This is a genomic window from Streptomyces sp. NPDC127084 (assembly GCF_042724175.1).
Taxonomy (GTDB): domain Bacteria; phylum Actinomycetota; class Actinomycetes; order Streptomycetales; family Streptomycetaceae; genus Streptomyces.
Genome location: NZ_JBHXFA010000247.1, coordinates 2,424 through 6,706, shown reverse-complemented (window position 1 = coordinate 6,706; position 4,283 = coordinate 2,424). Strand labels below are relative to the sequence as shown.

Annotated in this window: 2 protein-coding genes and 1 tRNA gene; 1 reads left to right on the top strand and 2 read right to left on the bottom strand. The window is 68.1% G+C overall.

All coding sequences use genetic code 11. The features are described from left to right. Positions 1-43: 43 nt before the first annotated feature. Both ACFWI9_RS32155 and ACFWI9_RS32150 read right to left on the bottom strand, forming a co-directional pair. Complete coding sequence (locus tag ACFWI9_RS32155; protein ID WP_387168193.1) at positions 44-2,611, bottom strand: ABC transporter permease; 2,568 nt, start codon at positions 2,609-2,611, stop codon at positions 44-46. Positions 2,612-2,777: 166 nt separating this feature from the next. Beyond that, on the bottom strand, positions 2,778-3,548 hold the full coding sequence (locus tag ACFWI9_RS32150; protein WP_387168190.1) for an ABC transporter ATP-binding protein: 771 nt from the start codon (positions 3,546-3,548) through the stop codon (positions 2,778-2,780). A 424-nt stretch (positions 3,549-3,972) separates the two neighbouring features. Here ACFWI9_RS32150 and ACFWI9_RS32145 point away from each other — a divergent pair. Next, positions 3,973-4,057, top strand: a tRNA-Leu gene (locus ACFWI9_RS32145). Positions 4,058-4,283: the final 226 nt, after the last annotated feature.

Sequence of the window (4,283 nt, the reverse complement as noted above, 5' to 3'; positions counted from 1 at the left end):
CTCCCGTACGGGAGTCCCGGCCCTCGCCGTGGCAGCGCGGACGCTACTCGGTCTTGATGGCGTTCAGCATGTTCAGCTTCGCGGCGCTGCGGGCCGGCCAGAGCGAGGCCAGCACACCGACCAGTCCGGCCAGCGCCAGGAAGATCCCGATCCGGTCCCAGGGCAGCACCAGTTCGTAGCCGGGGACCTTGTCCGCGAAGGTCTCGCCGATCGCCCAGCCGAGGAACGAGCCCAGGACGATGCCGACCGTGGCCCCGAAGAGCGAGATGACCACGGCTTCCAGGCGGACCATGCGCTTGACCCTGCCCCGGTCGAGGCCGATCGCGCGCAGCATGCCGATCTCCTGCTGACGCTCGAAGACGGACATCGCCAGGGTGTTGACCACACCCAGTACCGCGATGATCAGCGCCATCGCCAGCAGGCCGTAGAGGATGTTCAACAGGAGGTTGATCTCGCCGCCGAACTGGTCGCGGATGGCCTGGTGGTCCATCACCTTGATCGCGGGGTTGCCGCCCAGCGCGTCGACCAGGGCCTTCTCGTTCGCGGCGGACTCTCCGCCGTTCATCTTCACGAAGATGTTCGGCATGTACGGCTTGGCCTCATGGGCTGCCACGATCTTCGCGTCGATGAGGACGCCGGACAGGAACTCGCTGCTGTCGTAGACGGCGCCGACCCGCAGCGTGCTCTTCTTGTTGTCGCTGAAGGTGGCCGTGAAGCTGTCGCCGACCTTCCAGCCCCGCTCCTTGGCCGTGCCCTCGGGGATCGCGACCTGGCCCTGCGCGAGGGTGGCCAGGCTGCCGTTGACGACCGGGACGTTCAGGACCTTCTCGAGAGCGCCGGGGGTGACCCCGGTGGCCATCTCGTAGTCGGTGTTCGCAGCGTTCTCAGCGCTTCCGGTGGTCCCGGCCTTTCCGACCTGGAAGGGGAAGTCCTGCTCCGGTGAGACCGCCGAGACGCCCGGGGCCTTCTCCAGCGCGCTGAGCGCAGACCGGTCCAGATCCCCGCCTCCGGCCATCATGACCATGTAGTCGGCCTTGATGTTGTCCGTGGTCGTCTTCGCGACGGCCGTGCCCATCGTGACACCCAGCACGGAGAGACCCGTCACCAGAGTGAGCCCGATCGCCAGCGCAGAGGCGGTGGCTCCGGTGCGGCGCGGGTTGCGGACCGCGTTCTGTCCCGCCAGCTTGCCGGCCACCCCGAAGACACCGACGAGCAGCGGCCGTATGAGTGCGATGACGGGCCGGGACAGCATCGGGATCAGGACGATCACACCGAGCAGGGCGAGGAACGCGCCCCCGGCTATCAGCATCCGGCCGGTGCTGCCCTCGGCCGCCGCGCCCCACAGGATGAGGCCGAAACCGGCCGCGGTGAGGGTGGACCCGATGGAGTTGCGCAGCACCAGCGACTTGGCGGTGGCCACGGCGTGGACGCTGTTCATCGCCGCCACCGGCGGGATCTTGGCGGCCCGGCGGCCGGGCAGCCAGGCGGCGAGCATGGTGATCAGGACACCGACCGAGAGCGAGGCGATCACCGGGGACATCCCGATGACCAGCGGTCCGGCCGGCACCTTCATCTCGAAGACGGCCATCCCGGAGCGCAGGCCGACGGCCAGGCCGATACCGATGAGGAATCCGACCGCGGAGGCGATAAGACCGACCAGGGCGGCTTCCATCAGCACGGAGCGGGTGATCTGCTTGCGGGAGGCGCCGACGGCGCGCATCAGCGCGATCTCCTTGGTGCGCTGGGCGACCAGCATCGTGAAGGTGTTGGAGATCAGGAAGATGCCGACGAACAAGGCGATGCCGGCGAAGCCGAGCAGGATCTGCGTCAGGATGTCCGTGCTCTGCTCGATCTGCTCCGCCTGCTTCTGGGCGAGGTCCTGGCCGGTGCCGGCCTCGGCCGCCTCCGGCAGCAGCGGTGTGACGGCTGCCAGGATCGCGGCGTCGTCGGCACCCGGAGCGGCGGTGACGGTGACCTCGGTGAAGAAGCCGGGCTTGAGGTACTGCTTCTGCGCGAGCCCGGTGTCGAAGAGCACGAGGCTGCCGCCGGCGTTCACGGCTCCGTCCTCAGTGGTGAAGACACCGCTGAGGGTGTAGTCCTTCGCCGGCCCGTTCGTCGCGACGCGCACCTTGTCGCCGACCTTGAACGCGCCCTTCTCCACGGAGTCCTTGTCCAGGGCGATCTGACTGTCCTTCGCCGGGCCCGCGCCCTCGGTGAAGGTATAGGCGGGGTCCTTGCCGTCCTTGCCGGGGGCGAAGTTGGAGCCCTTGTTGGACCAGCCGACACCGATGAGCTTGCCGTCGGGGCCGGCGACCCCCGCGAAACCGCTGACCCTGCCGTACGCGGCGGCGACGCCGTCCAGTTCGCCGATCTTGTCGAGGCTCTTCTGGGAGATGGCGGATTCGTCGGCGTCGTTCGGGTCGGCGTACGTCGTGACGGCCACGGCGACGTTGTCGTAGCTCTTGGCCGACTGGCTCCTCCAGGCGTTGGAGAGGGTGTCGGCGAAGACCAGGGTGCCGGAGACGAAGGCCACGCCGAGCATCACGGCGAGCACGGTCATCAGCAGCCTGGCTTTGTGCGCGAGCACATTGCGCAAGGCGGTACGGAACATGGTGGTGTGAGTCCTGGGGTGTGGGCCGGAAAACGCGGCCGGGGTTACGGAGCAGCGGACCAGTCCGATCGCGGATCGGCCGGTCAGCGGACCAGCGGATCGGCCGGTCAACGCGGTCAGCTCGTCGGCCGGTCTTCGCGGTCGGCTCGTCGGCTGGTCAACGGGGTCAGCTGGTCCGGCCCTTGGCGTCGAACGCCTTCATCCGGTCGAGTACGCCGTCAGCGGTCGGGGCGAGCATCTCGTCCACGATCCGGCCGTCGGCGAGGAAGACCACGCGGTCCGCGTAGGAGGCCGCCACCGGGTCGTGGGTCACCATGACCACCGTCTGCCCCAGCTCCCGCACCGAGTTGCGCAGGAAGCCCAGCACCTCGGCGCCGGACCGCGAGTCCAGGTTTCCGGTCGGCTCGTCGCCGAAGATGATCTCGGGCCGGGAGGCGAGGGCGCGGGCGACCGCGACACGCTGCTGCTGGCCTCCGGAGAGCTGCGCGGGACGGTGGTGGAGCCGCCCGGACAGCCCGATCAGGTCGATGACCTGCTGGAGCCACTGCTTGTCCGGCTTGCGCCCCGCGATGTCCATCGGCAGCGTGATGTTCTCCAGCGCGGTCAGGGTCGGCAGCAGGTTGAACGCCTGGAAGATGAAGCCGATCTTGTCCCGGCGCAGCTGGGTGAGCTGCTTGTCCTTGAGCGAACCGAGCTCCGTCTCACCGATGCGCGCCGACCCGCCGCTGAAGCTGTCGAGCCCGGCCACGCAGTGCATCAGGGTGGACTTGCCGGAACCCGAAGGCCCCATGATCGCGGTGAACTCGCCCTGCCTGAAGTCCACGCTGACCCGGTCGAGGGCGACCACCTGGGTCTCGCCCTCTCCGTAGACCTTGGACAGATCCACGGCACGGGCGGCTACCGCGGTGGCGCGGTAGGCGGTCGGGGTGGTGGTCACGAGACGACTCTCCTGTCACGTTCATGATGCTCTGTGAGGACCACCCCATCGTGCTGTGCGCCACCGCACCGGATCGTCCCTCCCGATGCCCGTTCCTGGGGCCCTCTTGGGTCTGACACGACGCATCCGCCGTAGTCCTCGGGTATGACTGCGTCCCCTGAGCACTCCTCCGTGCGACCCGTGCGGAGCCGCGGCCTGGCGACGCGTGGGAGCAGCCGAGCGCATTCGTACGACGACTTTCCGTCATTTTCTCGGGAGAGGTGATCGGTGGTCATATGCCGGGTGACGGCTAGCGCAAACTGCCTAATACGCACACTGACACCTCATCAGGCGCCCATAAAATCAGACAACATCGAGTCGGCGTACCGCTGTTCGGGGGAGTCGTCCCGATAGGCTCGTGTGCTAGCGCGGAGCCGCGCGTAGAGCCCGGATGGTGGAATGTAGACACGGCGAGCTTAAACCTCGCTGGCCTTCGGGCCGTGCCGGTTCGAGTCCGGCTCCGGGCACCATTGGCTACACAGTGTATGAACTGCGTAAACTTACTGTTCTCATGGTCACTGTTCGCGTTGGCCTGCGCACCGCGAGCGTCCGGCGAGCGCATGGCGCGCCCTGGGCGGCCAAGCGGCGGCGGGAGGTCGCGCGCAACGGCCGGGTGAACGGAAGGCCGACCCGTCGCCGTGGACGGGCCGGCCCTCGTAGGCACTTCAGTTGCCTGTCGCGTGTGGTGCTACCACC